This window comes from Burkholderia sp. 9775_39 (genome assembly GCF_015712225.1).
GTDB classification, from domain to species: domain Bacteria; phylum Pseudomonadota; class Gammaproteobacteria; order Burkholderiales; family Burkholderiaceae; genus Burkholderia; species Burkholderia cenocepacia.
In genome coordinates, this window is sequence record NZ_JACCQC010000044.1 from 1 (window position 1) to 15,619 (window position 15,619).

Annotated in this window: 15 protein-coding genes; 7 read left to right on the forward strand and 8 right to left on the reverse strand. The window is 70.5% G+C overall.

The window, feature by feature from the left end:
• The coding region (locus H0X90_RS33400) for a hypothetical protein (RefSeq protein ID WP_196438385.1) at window positions 1–508 on the forward strand (508 nt) is incomplete at its 5' end.
• A gap of 27 nt (window positions 509–535) precedes the next feature.
• Here the strand turns inward: H0X90_RS33400 and H0X90_RS33405 are convergent.
• A complete protein-coding gene (locus H0X90_RS33405) occupies window positions 536–1,381 on the reverse strand; it encodes an aldo/keto reductase (protein WP_006496457.1) in 846 nt (281 codons plus the stop codon).
• Between the two features lie 167 nt (window positions 1,382–1,548).
• On the opposite strand from H0X90_RS33405, the gene H0X90_RS33410 reads away from it, so the two are divergent.
• The gene (locus H0X90_RS33410) at window positions 1,549–2,295 is read left to right on the forward strand and encodes a GntR family transcriptional regulator (protein ID WP_006489667.1); all 747 of its coding nucleotides are present in this window, start codon (window positions 1,549–1,551) and stop codon (window positions 2,293–2,295) included.
• A gap of 21 nt (window positions 2,296–2,316) precedes the next feature.
• Here H0X90_RS33410 and H0X90_RS33415 read toward each other — a convergent pair whose 3' ends face one another.
• Window positions 2,317–3,708 (reverse strand): CoA transferase, encoded by a 1,392-nt coding sequence (locus H0X90_RS33415; protein ID WP_077190495.1) that lies wholly within the window; start codon window positions 3,706–3,708, stop codon window positions 2,317–2,319.
• Between the two features lie 146 nt (window positions 3,709–3,854).
• Here H0X90_RS33415 and H0X90_RS33420 point away from each other — a divergent pair, with 146 nt between their 5' ends.
• On the forward strand, window positions 3,855–5,087 hold the full coding sequence (locus H0X90_RS33420) for a citrate/2-methylcitrate synthase (protein ID WP_062884356.1): 1,233 nt from the start codon (window positions 3,855–3,857) through the stop codon (window positions 5,085–5,087).
• Here the strand turns inward: H0X90_RS33420 and H0X90_RS33425 are convergent.
• The gene (locus H0X90_RS33425; RefSeq protein WP_058901753.1) at window positions 5,060–5,383 is read right to left on the reverse strand and encodes a DUF2917 domain-containing protein; all 324 of its coding nucleotides are present in this window, start codon (window positions 5,381–5,383) and stop codon (window positions 5,060–5,062) included. The two genes, H0X90_RS33420 and H0X90_RS33425, sit on opposite strands and share 28 nt — an antisense overlap.
• Before the next feature lie 254 nt (window positions 5,384–5,637).
• Between H0X90_RS33425 and mdtD the strand changes: the two genes are divergently transcribed.
• Both mdtD and H0X90_RS33435 read left to right on the forward strand, forming a co-directional pair.
• Window positions 5,638–7,074 carry a multidrug transporter subunit MdtD gene (mdtD, locus tag H0X90_RS33430; protein ID WP_006490788.1) on the forward strand — a complete coding sequence of 479 codons (1,437 nt, stop codon included), beginning with the start codon at window positions 5,638–5,640 and terminating at the stop codon, window positions 7,072–7,074.
• A gap of 167 nt (window positions 7,075–7,241) precedes the next feature.
• On the forward strand, window positions 7,242–8,516 hold the full coding sequence (locus H0X90_RS33435; protein ID WP_006496463.1) for an EAL domain-containing protein: 1,275 nt from the start codon (window positions 7,242–7,244) through the stop codon (window positions 8,514–8,516).
• A gap of 19 nt (window positions 8,517–8,535) precedes the next feature.
• Here the strand turns inward: H0X90_RS33435 and H0X90_RS33440 are convergent, their stop codons facing one another.
• The 3 genes from H0X90_RS33440 to H0X90_RS33450 all read right to left on the reverse strand — a co-directional run bounded on the left by H0X90_RS33440 (window position 8,536) and on the right by H0X90_RS33450 (window position 10,813).
• A complete protein-coding gene (locus H0X90_RS33440; protein WP_006496464.1) occupies window positions 8,536–9,141 on the reverse strand; it encodes a bifunctional 2-polyprenyl-6-hydroxyphenol methylase/3-demethylubiquinol 3-O-methyltransferase UbiG in 606 nt (201 codons plus the stop codon).
• A 99-nt stretch (window positions 9,142–9,240) separates the two neighbouring features.
• A complete protein-coding gene (locus tag H0X90_RS33445; protein WP_077190493.1) occupies window positions 9,241–10,296 on the reverse strand; it encodes a 2-dehydropantoate 2-reductase in 1,056 nt (351 codons plus the stop codon).
• A complete protein-coding gene (locus H0X90_RS33450) occupies window positions 10,289–10,813 on the reverse strand; it encodes a DUF962 domain-containing protein (protein ID WP_060264787.1) in 525 nt (174 codons plus the stop codon). The genes H0X90_RS33445 and H0X90_RS33450 overlap by 8 nt, the downstream gene beginning before the upstream one ends.
• A gap of 81 nt (window positions 10,814–10,894) precedes the next feature.
• Between H0X90_RS33450 and H0X90_RS33455 the strand changes: the two genes are divergently transcribed.
• Both H0X90_RS33455 and chrA read left to right on the forward strand, forming a co-directional pair.
• The gene (locus H0X90_RS33455; protein WP_006491070.1) at window positions 10,895–11,602 is read left to right on the forward strand and encodes a Crp/Fnr family transcriptional regulator; all 708 of its coding nucleotides are present in this window, start codon (window positions 10,895–10,897) and stop codon (window positions 11,600–11,602) included.
• 97 nt (window positions 11,603–11,699) lie between these two features.
• A complete protein-coding gene (gene chrA / locus H0X90_RS33460) occupies window positions 11,700–12,911 on the forward strand; it encodes a chromate efflux transporter (protein WP_034201435.1) in 1,212 nt (403 codons plus the stop codon).
• A 103-nt stretch (window positions 12,912–13,014) separates the two neighbouring features.
• Here chrA and sodB read toward each other — a convergent pair whose 3' ends face one another.
• Both sodB and xseA read right to left on the reverse strand, forming a co-directional pair.
• Window positions 13,015–13,593 carry a superoxide dismutase [Fe] gene (gene sodB / locus H0X90_RS33465; RefSeq protein WP_006489396.1) on the reverse strand — a complete coding sequence of 193 codons (579 nt, stop codon included), beginning with the start codon at window positions 13,591–13,593 and terminating at the stop codon, window positions 13,015–13,017.
• Window positions 13,594–13,822: 229 nt separating this feature from the next.
• Window positions 13,823–15,205 carry an exodeoxyribonuclease VII large subunit gene (gene xseA, locus H0X90_RS33470; protein ID WP_077190491.1) on the reverse strand — a complete coding sequence of 461 codons (1,383 nt, stop codon included), beginning with the start codon at window positions 15,203–15,205 and terminating at the stop codon, window positions 13,823–13,825.
• Window positions 15,206–15,619: the final 414 nt, after the last annotated feature.

The following is a 15,619-nucleotide window of genomic DNA, read 5'->3' on the forward strand; positions in this document are numbered from 1 at the left end:
TGGCAACGGCGGCGGCAACGGCGGCAACGGCAACGGCGGGGGCGGCGGCGGCGGCGGCAACGGCAGCGGCGGCGGTCACGGCGGCGGCAACGGCAGCGGCGGCGGTCACGGCGGCGGCAATGGCGGCGGCAATGGCGGCGGCAACGGCGGCGGCAATGGCGGCGGCAACGGCGGCGGCAACGGCGGCGGTCACGGCGGCGGCGGTCACGGCAATGGTGGCGGCAACGGCAATGGCAACGGCAGCGGCGGTGCCGGCAATGGCGGCGCCAACGGTGTCGGCAACGGCCGTGGCAATGGCGGCAATAGCGGCGGTGCCGGCGGAGGCAACGGCGGAAGCGGCGGCGCCAATGGCACCGGTGGCCACGGCAATGGCGGCGGCAACGGTAACGGTAACGGCAATGGCAGTGGTGGCGCCGGCAATGGCGGGGCCAACGGCGTCGGCAACGGCCATGGCGCCGGCAACGGCGGCGGTCACGGCAACGGCGGATCGTCCGGCGGCAACCACTGACCCGACACGTTGCGCGACCGACTCCGGTCAGAGCATCTCGAGCGCGCGCTTGCTGCGCGGCGGACGGAAATACGCGTCAAGCTGCGCGCGCTCGTCATCGCTCAACACGAAATCGAGCGCGGCGCGGTTGTCGCGCACGTGTTCGATCCGCGACGCCTTCGGAATCGCGAATACCCCCGGCTGCGCGAGCACCCATGCCAGGGCGACGCGCGTCACCGACACGCCGCGCAGCCGTGCGATCTCGTCGAGCGGCGAGCGTTTCGGCAGCCGTCCGTGATCGACCGGGCTGTACGCCATCGCCGGTATCCGGTGGTCGGCCAGCCACGGCAGCAGGTCGAATTCCGGGCCGCGTCGCGCGATGTTGTAGAGAATCTGGTTGGTGGCGCATGCACCGCCGCCCGCCTCGTCGACGAGTTCGGCCATGTCGGCCGTATCGAAATTGCTGACGCCCCAGTGGCGGATCTTGCCCGCGCGCTGCAACGCGTCGAAACCCGCGACGGTTTCCTCGAGCGGCACCGACCCGCGCCAGTGCAGAAGGTACAGGTCGACGCGATCGGTGCGCAGGCGCTTGAGGCTCGCGTCGCACGCGGCGACGACGCCGCGCCGGCTCGCATGATGCGGATAGACCTTGCTGACGAGGAACACGTCGTCGCGCAGGCCCGCAAGCGCGTCGCCGACGAGTTCCTCGGTCGCGCCGTCGCCGTACATCTCGGCGGTATCGACCAGCGTCATCCCGAGTTCGATGCCTTCGCGCAACGCGGCAATCTCGTCCGCGCGCCGCGCCGGCCGCTCGCCCATTTCCCAGGTGCCCAGGCCCAGCTTCGGAATCGTCTCGCCGCTCGGCAAAACGACCGTGGCGATCGTGTCTGTCATGCGTTTCCTCGTTGCGGATTCGTGGCCGCACACCGCGGCCGAAGCATCGAATACGACGCATCAGTGTAGTCAATCGGTGCGCCCCCGGCCTATTACACGGCAAAAACCGGCTATAACGGCGCGGCATGATGACTTAGAATGGCCGCAACCTGATCGATACCCATTGTATGAAGGCACCCACGGACGACCGCTGGCAGGACCTGCGCCCCGACCCCGACAACGATACGCCGCTCTACCTGCAGCTCGCCCGCAAGCTCGGCGATGCGATCCACGACAACCGCTGGACGGCCGGCGAAGCGTTGCCTTCCGAGCGTGTGTTGTCCGAAGCGCTCGGCGTATCGCGCATCACCGCGCGCAAGGCGATCGCGCTGCTCGTCGAGCAAGGCTTGATCCGCCGCACGCAAGGCGCGGGCAACTTCATCCAGCCGCGCTACGAGGATCCGCTGTCGCGACTGTCGAGCTTCAGCGAAATGCTCGAGCGCCGCGGCTTCAAGCCGAGTTCGCAGTGGCTCGCACGCGAAATCCAGCCCGCCAACCGCGACGAAGTGATCCAGCTCGGGCTGTCGCCGGCCGCATCGGTTACACGCCTGAAACGCCTGCGCCTCGCCGACGGCATCGTGATGGCCGTCGAGAACTCCACGTTCCCCGCGACGCTGATTCCCGATCCGCAGGCGATCGTCGGCTCGCTGTACAGCTATCTCGAAGCACGCGGCACGCCGATCGTGCGCGCGCTGCAGCATTTCCGCGCGGTCAACGCGACCGACGAGATCGCCGAGCAGATGGGCATCGCCCCGCACGACGCACTGCTGCTGATCACACGAATCGGCTATACGTCCGACCAGCGCGCGATCGAACTGACCGATACCTACTGCCGCAACGACTACTACGATTTCGTCGTCGAGCTGCGCAAGTAACGCGAGCCGCGCCAGCGGCCCTCACAACCAGCGCGCGTCGTCGGTGCCGGGCGGCACGGGCGGCCGCGCGAACGCCGGCGGCGTTGCCGACAACCACTCGGCCGGCCGCACGGTGTCGAGCACGCCGAACGGCGACGCGACGCGATCGATCCGGTCGCGCACGTCGGCCAGCGCGAGATCGGGCGCCTGCAACCCGTCCGGCACGGCGCCGAACGACTGCAGCCAGCGCCCCGTCTGAGCGAGCGACATCCGCACGTGCCAACTGCCCCCTTCGCGCGCCCGCCGCGCGAGCGCGATCATCGCGCCGAACGCCGCGAGATACCCCGTTGCATGATCGAGCGCCTGGCACGGCAGATGGCGCGGCCCGCTCGCATGCGCGGCCTGCTGCTCCTGCCAGGCGATTCCGCTCGCCGATTGCACGAGGCTGTCGAACCCGCGCCGCTTCGCCCACGGCCCCGCGTGCCCGTACGCCGACACCGACACGTAGACGATGCCGGGCCGCCGCGCCGCCAGTGCCTGCGGCGTGAAGCCGCGCGCCGCGAGCGCGCCGGGCCGGTACGACTGCAGAAACACGTCCGTCTCGCGTGCCAGCGCGTGCAGCGTATCGACGCCCGCCGCGTCGCGCAGATCGATCCACGTCGAGCGCTTGCCGCGTCCGTTGTCGATCACGAGCGGCGCGATGTTGGGCAGGTGCGGACCGTTGACGAGCAGCGTCTGCGCGCCGTGCGACGCCAGCGTGCGGCCCGCGACCGGCCCAGCGATGATGCGCGTGAGATCGAGCACGCGCACGCCGGCCAGCGGCCGGTCGGCCTCGCCGCGGCCGATCGGCTCGGCCGGCGCGTCGCCGATCCGCTCGATCTCGAATAGCGGCAGCGACGCGATCGCGCGCGCCTGCTCGTGCGCCGCCCATTCGTCAGGGGTTCTGATCAATGCCGCGCACAGACCGGCGTCGGCCAGCGCGGTATCGAGTGCCGCGCCGTCCCACGTACGGATCGCCGCGGCGACGTCGGGCGGCTGCGGGCCGCAGCCGAGCACGTCGAGGATGCCGTGCAGGTGATGCGGGAAATTCGCGTGCAGTTGAATCCAGCGTCCGTCGCCCGTCTCGAAGAAACCGGTCACCGGATGACGCAACTCCGGCGGCGGCCCGTCGTCCACGCGCAGGTAGCGCTCGCTGCGAAACGCGACGAGCGCGTCGCGCACCGACACGTCGACCGATTGCGCGATGCCCGTGCGCAGCCGATGACATTCGGCTGCCGCGAGCCCGGCCGCGGCGATCGTCGCGGCGGCGAGCGTGCCGACATGAAACGTCGACGGCAACGCCGGGTCCTGCCCGGTCACGGTCGTGCGGGCCAGCGCGTCGGGTTCGCCGTCTGCGAGTTGCCACAGATACGTCAATGCACGTTCGGGTGTCATGGTCATGGTGAAGAGGATGCCGTCGAGGAGACGGAATCGAGTCTAGAATTCGCGACAGCCGCGATCAATCTTGATTGCGCGAATCAATACATAACGAATAGTTGTAGCGGGCCCGCGCTTCATGCGCGCCGCCAGGAGCAACCGGCATGACATCCCTCAGTGCGCAGGAAGCCGCCGGCATGCTCGGCGTCAGCGTGAGCACACTTTACGCGTACGTGAGCCGCGGCCTGCTGCGCTCGCTGCCCGACGGCGCGACCAAGCGCCGCCGCTACGACGCCAACGAAGTGCGCCTGCTCGCGCGCCGCCGCGCCGATGCGAAACGCGCGGGCGGTGTCGCCGAACGTTCGCTCGACTGGGGCGTGCCGGTGCTGGAATCGCGGATCACGCAGATCGCCGACGGCCGCCTGCGCTACCGCGGCGCCGATGCGATCGCGCTGGCCGATGCAGCGACCCTCGAAGAAACGGCCGCGCGGCTCTGGGACTGTCCGCCCGCGCGGCTGGCCGCCACGTCGCTCGCGTCGACCGGTTTCGACGCGGCGCAGTGGGACGACTGGGCGCGTCGCTGGGCGCACCTCGCCCCGCTCGAACGCGCGCTGGTGCTGCTGCCGGCCGCCGCCGCGTCGCTGCCGCGCCTGTGGGCGCAGGGGCGCGACGCCCAGCTCGATGCCGCGGCGCTGCTGCTGCGCGTCGCGACGGCCGCACTCGCCGGCATCGCGCCGGGCGACGCGCCCGTGCACCGCCAGCTCGCGTCCGCGTGGCGCGTGCGGCGGCGCAATGACGCCGACCTGCTGCGGCGCGCGCTCGTGCTGTGCGCCGATCACGAACTGAATCCGTCGACCTTCGCGGTGCGCTGCATCGCGTCGACCGGCAGCCACCTGTTCGGCGCGATCTCGGGCGGGCTCGCGGCGCTGTCGGGGCCGCGCCACGGCGGCGAGACGTTCCGCGCCGGCACGCTGCTCGACGAAGCGGCCCGCGCCGCCGATCTCGATCGCTACCTCGCGCTGCGGCTGGCGCACGACGAACGCGCGGACGGCGGCCGCACGGCCCTGTCCGGCTTCGCGCACCCGCTGTATCCCGACGGCGACCCGCGCGCGCGGGCGCTGCTCGATGCACTGCACGCGACGGCGCCCGAGCGGCCGGCGCTGCGCATGGCGCGCGCGCTCGCCGCACGCGTCGAAGCGGCGACGGGCCTGCGGCCGACGATCGATTTCGTGCTCGCGGTGCTGGAGCGCACGCTCGCGCTGCCCGACGGCGCGGCGTTCACGCTGTTCGCGGCCGGCCGCACGGCCGGCTGGATCGCGCATGCGCTCGAACAGTACGCGGAAGGAAAGCTGATCCGACCGCGGGCCCGCTACGTCGGCAGCGATGCGGCCGGGTGACGCCGGCCGTCGCGCCACACGGCGAACGGGCGCCACCATGCAGGCGCGGTGCGCACGGCCGACACCGCGAGCGGGCCGAACGCGAACGTCGCGCCGCGCGGCCCGGCGCTGACCCACGCATGGGTGCCCGGCAGCAAGGTCAGCGACGCACCGGCGCCCAGCCAGTGATCGTCTGGCCGGCCCTCGACGGTCACCCACACGTCGCCTTCGGCCACCTCGAGCAGCGTGCGATCGACGATCCGCCACCGTCCGGCCGGCTCGTCGCCGTCCATCACGTAAAGTCGCAGTTCGCGCATGGCAGCCTCCTGGTCACACGGGTTCGATCACACCAGTATTTCGGACGGCGGCGGTACACGGACAGATACGGCCGCAGACGCTTTTGACCGAACTGTACTGGCCGCCCGACGAGGACAGGCCTCCGGCGGCCGGGCCGGCCGAGGTCGCGCCGAATCGGGTCGGGTCGTCGAGGCCACATGAGTGCCGCCCGAACCTGCACGGCGCGGCGGCTTTCCCTACAATGTCGGCTGTCCCGCGCCACCGCCCCGCCGTCATGTTCCAACGCCCGCCTGCCGCCGCTCCCGGCGAAAAGAACCTCACCGTGATGCTCTGGCTCGTTGCGACGGGCTTCTTCATGCAGACGCTCGACGCGACGATCGTCAACACGGCGCTGCCGTCGATGGCCGCGAGCCTCGGCGAATCGCCGTTGCGGATGCAATCGGTCGTGATCGCGTACTCGCTGACGATGGCGGTGATGATCCCCGTGTCGGGCTGGCTTGCCGATACGTTCGGCACGCGGCGGGTGTTCTTCAGCGCGATCCTGGTGTTCTCGCTCGGCTCACTGCTGTGCGCGAACGCCCATACGCTGACGCAACTGGTCGCCTTCCGCATCGTGCAGGGCGTCGGCGGCGCGATGCTGCTGCCGGTCGGGCGGCTCGCGGTGCTGCGCACGTTCCCGGCCGAACGCTACCTGCCCGCGCTGTCGTTCGTCGCGATTCCGGGCCTGATCGGCCCGCTGATCGGGCCGACGCTCGGCGGCTGGCTCGTGAAGATCGCGTCGTGGCACTGGATCTTCCTGATCAACGTGCCGGTCGGCGTCGCGGGCTGCATCGCGACCTTCTATTCGATGCCCGATTCGCGCAACCCGGCCGCCGGCCGCTTCGACCTGAAAGGCTATCTGCTGCTGACGATCGGCATGGTCGCGATTTCGCTGTCGCTCGACGGGCTCGCCGATCTCGGCATGCAACACGCGGCGGTGCTGGTGCTGCTGATCCTGAGTCTCGCGTGCTTCGTCGCGTACGGACTGTACGCGGTGCGCGCGCCGCAGCCGATCTTCTCGCTCGAGCTGTTCAAGATCCACACGTTCAGCGTCGGGCTGCTCGGCAACCTGTTCGCGCGGATCGGCAGCGGCGCGATGCCGTACCTGATCCCGCTGCTGCTGCAGGTGAGCCTCGGCTACTCGGCGTTCGAGGCCGGGCTGATGATGCTGCCGGTCGCGGCGGCCGGCATGTTCTCGAAGCGGATCATCACGCGCCTGATCACGCGGCACGGCTACCGCAAGGTGCTGCTCGCGAACACGATCATGGTCGGCGTGATGATGGCGAGCTTCGCGCTGATGCGCGACACGGTGCCGGTGTGGGTGAAGGTCGTGCATCTCGCGCTGTTCGGCGGGTTCAACTCGATGCAGTTCACCGCGATGAACACGCTGACGCTTAAGGATCTCGGCACCGGCGGCGCGAGCAGCGGCAACAGCCTGTTCTCGCTCGTGCAGATGCTGTCGATGAGCCTCGGCGTCACGGTCGCCGGCGCGCTGCTCGCGACGTTCACCGGCATGCTGCGCACCGTGACGCCGAGCAACACGCTGCCGGCGTTCCATGCGACGTTCGTCTGCGTCGGGATCATCACGGCCGCGTCCGCGTGGATCTTCGCGCAGCTCGCACCCGAGATCCGCAGCACCGCGCGCAAGACCGATCCGTCCGAGCGCGCGTGACGCGCGGCGCGCGCCGAATCGGGCCGGCGCGCACCATCGCGGTGCAATGCGACCCGGCCCCGTGCGCGCGCCAAGCGCGACGGGCGGCCGCATGCGGCGCGCAGCCGTGCATGCTTCTTGCTCGCCTATTCTGTAGGTAAACTGGCAGTCTCCCTTCGGCCGACATCATGAGCATGATCGAAATCGATCCCCCCGGCTTTCAGCCGCCCCGCCCCGTCGCCGGCGACGACGGGAACCGGCGCACCGTGCTGTACGGCGGCTACACCGTGTTCAGCGTGTTCCAGCCCGTGTTCTCGGTGTCGCACCGGCGCGCGATCGGCTATCACGCGTCGCTGCGCGCGCACGACGAGGAAAGCCGCCAGGTGGCGTCGCACGAGGTGTTCACGCAGGCGGCGCGGCGCGGCGACCTGCTCGAGCTCGGCCGGCTCGCCGAATCGTTGCATCTCGGCAACTTCCACGCGTTCGACAGCCACGACGAATGGCTCTTCCTGAGCCTGCATCCGGCCGCGCTGATGGACACCATCTACGGCGACGCGCTGCTCGCGAACCTGAAGGCGCTCGGGCTGCCGCCGCACCGCGTGGTGCTCGAGGTGCCCGAGCAGGCCGGCGGCGAGACGCCGCGCTATGCGGCGATCATCGACGGGCTGCGCAAGGCCGGCTTCCTGATCGCGCTCGTCGGGTTCGGCGCGAAGCATTCGAACGTCGATCGCGTGTGGCACCTGCATCCGGACATCGTCACGCTCGACCGCGGCATCCTCGCGCAGGCGAGCGAGCACTCGCATCTCGAACGCGTGCTGCCGGGGCTCGTGTCGCTGCTGCACGAATCCGGCCAGCTCGTGCTGATGGGCGGGCTCGCGACCGAACGCGACGCGCTGATCGCGCTCGAATGCGACGTCGATTTCGTGCAGGGCCAGTACTTCGCGGGGCCGAGCGTCGATCCCGTGCAGCCGCAGGCCGCCGCGGGCTGCATGGACACGCTGTCGGCCGCGCTGCGGCTGCGCGTCGCGCAGCGCGAGCGCACGCAGGCGGAACGGCTCGCGCCGTACGTCGCCGCGCTCGAGGAAGCGAGCCGCCGGCTCGGCGCGGGCGAGTCGCTCGTCGATGCGGCCGCCGCCGTGCTCGGACTGCCCGAGACCGCGCGCTGCTTCCTGCTCGACGCGTCGGGCCGCCAGATCGGCGACAACGTGCTCGCGCGCGGCAGCGTATCGCAACGCGCGAAGCGTTTCCGGCCGCTGCTGCATTCCGAAGGCGCGAGCTGGGAACGCCGCCCGTACTTCATCGATGCGATGCGCGCGCCGGGTGGCGTGCATCTGACGGCGCCCTACCTGTCGATCAACGAGGCCCACCTGTGCGTGACCGCGTCGATCGCCGCACCGGCCGCGACGGGCATGCAGGTGCTCTGCGTCGACATCAACTGGGAAGCGGCCCTCAGCCGCGAGTAACTGCGCCGGCGCGGCGCGCTCACGCGTCGCCGCCCGCCTTGCGCACGATCAGCCGGTGCACGCGCTTGCCGGACGACGCACTGACCACCTCGTGTTCGTCGATCACGTGCACGCCGGCGCCCAGCGCCGCATGCATCCGCGCCGAATCGAGCGGCGTATAGAGGCGGCCGCGCTCGTCGCGCAACATGCCGCTTCCGGCCACCCGCCAGCTCAGGTACAACGTGCCGCCCGGCATCAGCAGATCGGCGAGCCGCGCGGCGGCGGCCGCGGCGTCCGCCTGTTCGAGATGCATGACGACGGTTTCGCACAGCACGTTGCGAAACGCGCCGGACGGTACGCCGGCCAGCGCCGGCAGCGCGGCCAGTTCGAACGTCAGACCGCGATGGCGTCGCCGCGCCTCGTCGAGCAGCGCGGCGCTCGCGTCGTAGCCGCGCACGTCGAAGCCGCGCGACGCGAGCCAGGCCGTGTCGCGCCCCGCGCCGCATCCGACGTCGGCGGTCAGCCCCGGCGAGAAATGCTGTTCGAGCAGCGCATACATGTCGTCGGGCGCGGCCTGGTCGAGCCAGTCCTGCGCGTATTGCGCGGCATGCGCGTCGTAGGCATCGAGGGTCGGGCGATCCACCATGGCGATTGCTCCGCAAAGGCGTCGTATGACGCACTCCGCATCTTAGTCGTTGCGCACGGCCCGCGCCGCCGCGTGGTCGACGCCGGGAGCACCGCCAGCCTACGTGGCCGGCACGTGGCCCGCATGCGGCACCTGCGCGACGAGGTCGGCCCACAGCGCATCGCCGCGCCACGCCGGACGCACCGCCGCGCGTTCCGCGTCGTGGACGAGCGCGCACAGCCGCGCATTGACCGCCGCCGGCGCACCGAAGCGCCCGGCCAGCCGCACGATTTCGCCGTTGATCCACTCGACTTCCGTCGCGCGGTGCGCGGCGAGATCGTCGGACATCGACGACCGCGCCAGCGGATCGATCGCGAGCATGCGGCCGCCGACCACGCGAAACGCCGCATCCGGCAGGTCGAGCACGGCCGGGATCCACGCGGCCGGCAACGGCGTCAACCGCACGGGCCGGATCGCGGCCCGCGCCAGCCAGTGCAGCGCCTCGCGCTGGGCCAAGGCGACGCAGCGCCGATACGGGCGTTGGGCAAGTTCGTCGCGCAGCGGCACATTCGCGAGCGCATTGACCGCGTTGTTCAGGTTGAGCAGGAGCTTCGCCCATTGCACGGCACGCATGTCGCGATGCAGCACGAGCGGCAGCCCGGCGCGCGCGAACAGGCCAATGAACGGCTGCAGCGCGGCCGACGCGTCGGTCGCCAATCTGCCGGCCGAACCCTGGTGATACGCGCCGGGACCGCGCTCGATCACGTTGAACGGCACCATGCCGGCCAGCACCGTCGCTTGCGGGAGCGCGTCGCGCAGCACGTCTGCGTTGTGCAGGCCGTTCTGGAAGCTGATCACGATCGTGCCGGGCCGCAGCACGCCGGCCAGTTGCGCGGCGGCCTCGCGCGTGGCCGCCGACTTCACCGCAACGAGCACGAGCCGTGCGTCGGCCGCGGCGGCCGGCTCGGTGGCGAATCCGACATCGGCCGGCGCAAGCGCGGCACGATAACCGCGCCGATCGGTCAGCGTGAGCCCGTGCAGCTGAATCGCGTCGCCGATCCGCGTGCGGCCGACGAGCGTCACGTGCGCGCCGGCCGCCGCGAGGCGGCCGCCGAGATAGCAGCCGACCGCGCCCGCGCCGAACACGCAGACCGGCCCGGCCGGTGCATCAGACATGCGAATGCGCGCCGCCATGCACCGGGCCGGCGCGCCGCTCGACTTCGCGGCGCACGTCGGCGCGCAGCCCCGCGAAAAACGCGACCTCGGCGACGACGAACAGCGGCCCGACGATCAGGCCGACCAGATCGTCGACGAACGCGGGCTTGCGGCCTTCGAACCAGTGCCCGACGAACTGCACGATCCAGCCGACGACGAACGCGCCGATGCCGATCGCGAGCCATTGCGCGGTCGGCAGCGGCGCCAGCGACTGCGCGGCCCACAGGCCGAGCGCGAGCAGCACGGTCATCACGATCCCGAACCGCAGGTCGAGACGCAGGTAGAACAGCGCCGACACGACGGCGAGCAGCAGCGCCGGCGACAGCGCGATACCGGCCGGCATCCCGAGCGCCGGCCGCGACAGCAGCACCTCGACCGCGAACACGATCATCGGGATGCCGACCAGATGCGTCGCGATGTTGCGCGCGTCGCGATGGTAGGCCGCATACTGGGAAAGATGGTCTTCGAGGGTCTTCATGGTGTCTCCTGATCGGTCATCGAGCGCTATGATGCGCGTCACGCCCGAGAACCTCTGTCAGCTACCCGACATCGCGTGCCCATGCCTTCTTCGCTCGCCCCGTACCTGCCGCAGATCGAAGCGAACCCGTGGTTCGCCGGGCTGCCGCCCGCGCTGCGCGCCGACCTGATCGCCCGCGCGACGCTGCGCCGCCTGCCGTCCGGCCATGCGCTGTTCCGGCGCGGCGACCCGCCGTGCGGGCTGTACGCGGTACTGGCCGGTTCACTCACGATAGGCGCGGTCGATCCGCACGGCAAGGAAGCGCTGCTGACGGTGGCGGAGCCCGTCACGTGGTTCGGCGAGATCGCGTTGTTCGACGGCCAGCCGCGCACGCACGACGCCGTCGCGCTCGACGACACGCTGCTGCTGCACGTGCCGCAGGCTGCACTGCTCGCGATCCTCGATGCGACGCCGCAATACTGGCGGCAGTTCGCGCTGCTGATGGCGCAAAAGCTGCGCCTGAGCTTCCTGACGGTCGAATCGATGAGCGTGATGCCGGCCGCGCAGCGGCTCGCCGCGCGGCTGTTGATGATCGCCGAGGGCTACGGCGGCATCAGCGCCGGGCGCACGCACATCCGGCTGTCGCAGGAAACGCTCGCGTCGATGCTGTCGCTGACGCGGCAGACCACCAACCAGTTGCTGAAGGCGCTGCAGGCCGACGGCGTCGTGCGGCTGCACGTCGGCGAGATCGAGCTCGTCGACATCGATGCGTTGCGGCGCGCGAGCGGGCTCGGCGACGGCCCGTACTGAACCCCGCACAACGGCCCCGACCGGCCGCTACGCGCTGCCCCGCGGCCGCCGAGTTGCGCTATCGTGGCGGCTCGTTCCGTCCGCCGCGCGCACCGCCTTGAACACGTCGACCCTCCCCGCCCCCGCCCGTCATCCGTGGCCCGTCTTCATCGCGTTCCTGCGGCTCGGTCTCACGTCGTTCGGCGGGCCGGTCGCGCATCTCGGCTACTTTCGCGCGGAATTCGTCACGCGGCGCGGCTGGCTCACGGAGCGCACCTATGCCGATCTGGTCGGGCTGTGCCAGTTCCTGCCGGGGCCGGCGAGCAGCCAGGTCGGGATGGCGATCGGGCTCGCGCGCGCCGGCTACGCCGGCATGTTCGCCGCGTGGCTCGGTTTCACGCTGCCGTCGGCGCTGCTGATGATGCTGTTCGCGCTCGGCGTTCACGCGACGGGCGCACCGATCGAAGCCGGCGCGCTGCACGGGCTGCGCATCGTGTCGGTCGCGGTGATCGCGCAAGCCGTGTGGGGCATGGCGCGCACGCTGTGCCCGGATGCGCGGCGCGTCACGCTGATGGCCGCGGCCGCGTGCGTCGCGCTGCTCGCGCCGGCCGCGTGGACGCAGATCGCGGTGATCGTCGTGGCTGGCGCGGCCGGTCTCGTGCTGCTGCCGCAACCGGCGCGCGACGCGCACGAACCGTTGCCGCTGCACGTGTCGCCCCGCGCGGGCGTGCTGTGGCTTGCGCTGTTCGCGGCGCTGCTCGTCGCGCTGCCGTTCGCGGCCCGCGCGCTGCGCTCCGATACGCTCGCCGTCGTCGATGCGTTCTTCCGCACGGGCGCGCTCGTGTTCGGCGGCGGCCATGTGGTGCTGCCGCTGCTGCAGGCGGCCGTGGTCGCGCCCGGCTGGGTCGGCGATTCGGCTTTCCTGGCCGGGTATGGGGTCGCGCAGGCCGTGCCGGGGCCGCTGTTCACGTTCTCGGCGTTCCTCGGTGCGTCGCTGCGCGATGCGCCGAACGGCTGGCTCGGCGGCACGATCGCGCTCGTGTCGATCTTCGCGCCGTCGTTCCTGCTGATCGCCGGCACCGCGCCATTCTGGGAACGCCTGCGCCGCAGCGCGCACATGCAGGCCGCGCTCGCCGGCGTGAACGCGGCCGTCGTCGGGCTGCTGCTCGCCGCGCTCTATCACCCGGTCTGGACCGACACGATCGTCGCGCCGCGCGACCTGGCCGCCGCGCTGGTCGCGTTCGTCGCACTGGTGTTCTGGCGCGTGCCGCCATGGGCCGTGGTGATCGCGAGCGCCACGTTCGGCTGGGTGCTGGGCATGGCCGGCTGATCCGGCCGATCCGACGCGTTCGGGGCGAGACAAAAAACAAAAAGCCCTCGAAACGAGGGCTTTTTTCGATGCCACGCGCCGTGGCGGCGCGCAGGCGGCGGACTTACGCGAAGTTCTTCGCTGCGAAGTCCCAGTTCACGATGTTCCAGAACGCCTCGACGAACTTCGGACGGGCGTTGCGGTAGTCGATGTAGTACGCGTGTTCCCACACGTCGATCGTCAGCAGTGCCTTGTCGGCGGTCGTCAGCGGCGTGGCGGCGTTGCTCGTCGACACGATGTCGAGCGAACCGTCGGCCTTCTTCACGAGCCATGCCCAGCCCGAACCGAACGTGCCGACCGCGGCCTTCGTGAACGCTTCCTTGAATGCGTCGTACGAACCCCACTTCGCGTTGATCGCGTCGCCCAGCGCGCCCGTCGGTGCGCCGCCGCCGTTCGGCGACAGGCTGTTCCAGAAGAACGTGTGGTTCCAGATTTGCGCGGCGTTGTTGAAGATGCCGCCCGACGACTTCTTCACGATCTCTTCCAGCGGCAGGTTTTCGAATTCCGTGCCCGGGATCAGATTGTTCAGGTTCGTCACATAAGCCTGATGGTGCTTGCCGTAGTGGTACTCGATCGTCTCTTTCGAGATGGTCGGCGCGAGTGCGTCTTCAGCGTACGGGAGCGGCGGGAGCGTATGAGCCATGGCGATTCCTTCGTTGAGTATGTAGGGAGGCTGTGTTGGATGCTGCCGAGCGTCCGATTGTAGGCGAGGACGAATAACCCCGCAAACTCACGGGCCATTTATCCGCGGTATGCGGAAAAGCGATGCTGGCGCAACGTCCGGCAGGACGAACCCGACGATGCGCAGCATCCGTGCCCGCCCGCGCCGTGTTCGTTGCGACGATCGCCGCGTGTCGCTCGCGCCGGTTACGTCAGATCGTATCGGTCAGCCGCGGCTGCACGTCGGCGAGCGACACGTCGGCCGAGCCTTCGGCGAGATGCACGGTCAGGCGCCGCTGCGGCTTCAGCGCGTTCGGCGCGCGCACCGCGCGGCCCGTCTGCGCATCGATCAGCGCCGCATAGCCGCGCTCGAGCGTGCGCTGCGGGCTCAGCACCTCGAGCCGCGCCGCACAGGCCGACACACGCGCCGTGTCGCGTTCGTGACGGCGCTGCAACGCACTGGCCAGACGTTGCGACAGCCCCGCGAGCGCATGGCGCGCCTGTGACGCATCGGGCCGCGCGCGCTGCCAGCGCAGTTGCGCGAGCGCGAAACGCGCGCGTGCATCGCGCACCGGCCGCGACGCCGCCGACGCCAGCCGCGCCGCGAGCTGCTCGACGTGCGTGCGTTGCCGCTGCAGCCGCTCGGCCGGGCTCACGAGCCGGCGTGCAAGCCAGTCGAGCTGCTGCGCGCGCTGTTCGAGCCGGCGCGCCATGCCGCGCGCGAGCGCACGCTGGCGCTCGTCGACCTCGCGCAGCAGCAGCGCGCGTTGCGGGCTCGCGAGTTCGGCCGCACCGGTCGGCGTCGGCGCGCGCAGGTCGGCCGCGAAGTCCGCGATCGTGAAATCGGTTTCGTGGCCGACACCGCTGACGACCGGCAGCTCGCTCGCCGCGATCGCGCGCGCCAGCGCTTCGTCGTTGAACGACCACAGATCCTCGATCGAGCCGCCGCCGCGACACACCAGCAGCACGTCGACCTCGCGCCGCGCATTCGCGGTCGCGACGGCCGCGACGAGCTTCTCGGCGGAACCGGCGCCCTGCACGGGGGCCGGATAGACGATCACCGGAATGTGCGGCGCGCGCCGGGCGAGCGTGGTGAGCACGTCGCGCAGCGCGGCGGCCTGCAGCGACGTGACGATGCCGATCGCGCGCGGGTGGGGCGGCAACGGCCGCTTGCGCTCGGGGGCGAACAGACCCTCGGCTTCGAGCTGCGCCTTCAGCCGCAGGAACGCTTCGTACAGGCGCCCCTGCCCGGTGCGTCGCACGGCTTCGACGTTGAGCTGCACTTCGCCGCGCGGCTCGTACATCGTGACGACCGCGCGCACTTCGATGCGGTCGCCTTCGCGCGGCGTGAATTCGGCGTATTGCGCGCGGCCGCGGAACATCACGCAGCGCATCTGCGCCTGCTGGTCCTTGATCGAGAAATACCAGTGGCCGCTCGCGGCGCGCGTGAAATTCGATACTTCGCCCGAAATCCACAGCAGCGGAAACGAGCGCTCGAGCATCGTCGAAATCGCGCGATTGAGCGCCGAAACGGGAATCACTTCGTCGCCGCCGCGCGTGGCGCCGGGCGTGGAAAAAGGAGAGTCGGAAAGCATGGACGGTCGGATGAATGCTGGCGGCGTCACGATAGTCCGACACGCGTGCGGCGTCCAGCGCCGCCGCATTCGCCGCCACGCGCGGAAAGTGTCCACACTCTGGCATTCGTCCGCGTAAAACGCGCGGAAACCGCTAAAAAAACCAGACAATTCTTCGTAACACCTTGATTTTTATAGTTTTTTAAATCTTTCAAAATAATTCACATCCGATTCGATGCCCGCCGGGCGGGCGTTTGAGGCAATCGACCGGGGAGTTTTTCACAGAGTTATCCACAGGGCGCCACGATCCGGCCCCGGGCGCTGCGGCGGCCGGTCGCGCTTGCCGCGCCGGCGTGCGGCGCGCTAGAGTGCCGCCTTCCACGGACCCTGCGGCATGCGCCGCCCAACGGAGAATCCGCCTTGACGAATCCGTCC

Coding starts and splice junctions, on each gene's coding strand:
- H0X90_RS33450 (WP_060264787.1), bottom strand. CDS start 10,813: ATGAAGACCCTCGAAGACCATCTTTCCCAGTATGCGGCCTACCATCGC.
- H0X90_RS33455 (WP_006491070.1), top strand. CDS start 10,895: ATGCCTTCTTCGCTCGCCCCGTACCTGCCGCAGATCGAAGCGAACCCG.
- H0X90_RS33445 (WP_077190493.1), bottom strand. CDS start 10,296: ATGTCTGATGCACCGGCCGGGCCGGTCTGCGTGTTCGGCGCGGGCGCG.
- sodB (WP_006489396.1), bottom strand. CDS start 13,593: ATGGCTCATACGCTCCCGCCGCTCCCGTACGCTGAAGACGCACTCGCG.
- xseA (WP_077190491.1), bottom strand. CDS start 15,205: ATGCTTTCCGACTCTCCTTTTTCCACGCCCGGCGCCACGCGCGGCGGC.
- H0X90_RS33420 (WP_062884356.1), top strand. CDS start 3,855: ATGACATCCCTCAGTGCGCAGGAAGCCGCCGGCATGCTCGGCGTCAGC.
- H0X90_RS33415 (WP_077190495.1), bottom strand. CDS start 3,708: ATGACACCCGAACGTGCATTGACGTATCTGTGGCAACTCGCAGACGGC.
- H0X90_RS33440 (WP_006496464.1), bottom strand. CDS start 9,141: ATGGTGGATCGCCCGACCCTCGATGCCTACGACGCGCATGCCGCGCAA.
- H0X90_RS33410 (WP_006489667.1), top strand. CDS start 1,549: ATGAAGGCACCCACGGACGACCGCTGGCAGGACCTGCGCCCCGACCCC.
- mdtD (WP_006490788.1), top strand. CDS start 5,638: ATGTTCCAACGCCCGCCTGCCGCCGCTCCCGGCGAAAAGAACCTCACC.
- H0X90_RS33405 (WP_006496457.1), bottom strand. CDS start 1,381: ATGACAGACACGATCGCCACGGTCGTTTTGCCGAGCGGCGAGACGATT.
- H0X90_RS33425 (WP_058901753.1), bottom strand. CDS start 5,383: ATGCGCGAACTGCGACTTTACGTGATGGACGGCGACGAGCCGGCCGGA.
- H0X90_RS33435 (WP_006496463.1), top strand. CDS start 7,242: ATGAGCATGATCGAAATCGATCCCCCCGGCTTTCAGCCGCCCCGCCCC.